The sequence below is a fragment of the Haloferax sp. Atlit-6N genome (genome assembly GCF_003383195.1).
GTDB classification, from domain to species: Archaea; Halobacteriota; Halobacteria; order Halobacteriales; family Haloferacaceae; genus Haloferax; species Haloferax gibbonsii.
This window is the reverse complement of record NZ_QEQJ01000399.1, coordinates 1-438: the sequence shown is the minus strand read 5'-3', so window position 1 is coordinate 438 and position 438 is coordinate 1. Positions and strand designations below refer to the sequence as shown.

Here is a 438-nt window from a genome sequence, read left to right as displayed (position 1 = left end):
CGGTCACGGGGTCACCGTTGTGGAACGCCGCGTCCTCGCGAAGCGAGAACGTGTACGTCTTCTTGTCTTCTGAGACGGTGTAGTCGGTGGCGAGCCAGTTCTGGAGGGTTGGCGGCGTCTCGTCGGTGTAATAGAGGAGTGGGTCGTAGAGGTTGTGAAGGAGGATGGCCTCGATGTTGTCCGACCCCTTCATCGGATCGAGTGAGGTCGGTGTGATGGTTGTCACATATTCGAAGTCAGTCGACGATTTGTTAGCTGATGTCGCCTGATTATTGCCGGACGACGTTGACCCACCTGAATTAACAGATGTAGTTTCTTCCGACTGATTCCCAGTACATCCTGCAACCGTGATACCAGTACCAGCCAATCCACTGTATTTTAGGAACGATCTCCGGTCGATACGGCCCTTGTCACGCTTGACCATACCATCACCATGTG

At 53.9% G+C, this 438-nt stretch carries 1 protein-coding gene; it reads right to left on the bottom strand.

The annotated features are described in order from the left end of the window. Positions 1 to 424 (bottom strand): twin-arginine translocation signal domain-containing protein (locus DEQ92_RS22920; protein WP_115821827.1); only part of this gene is annotated, 424 nt, incomplete at its 3' end. Positions 425 to 438 lie beyond the last annotated feature (14 nt).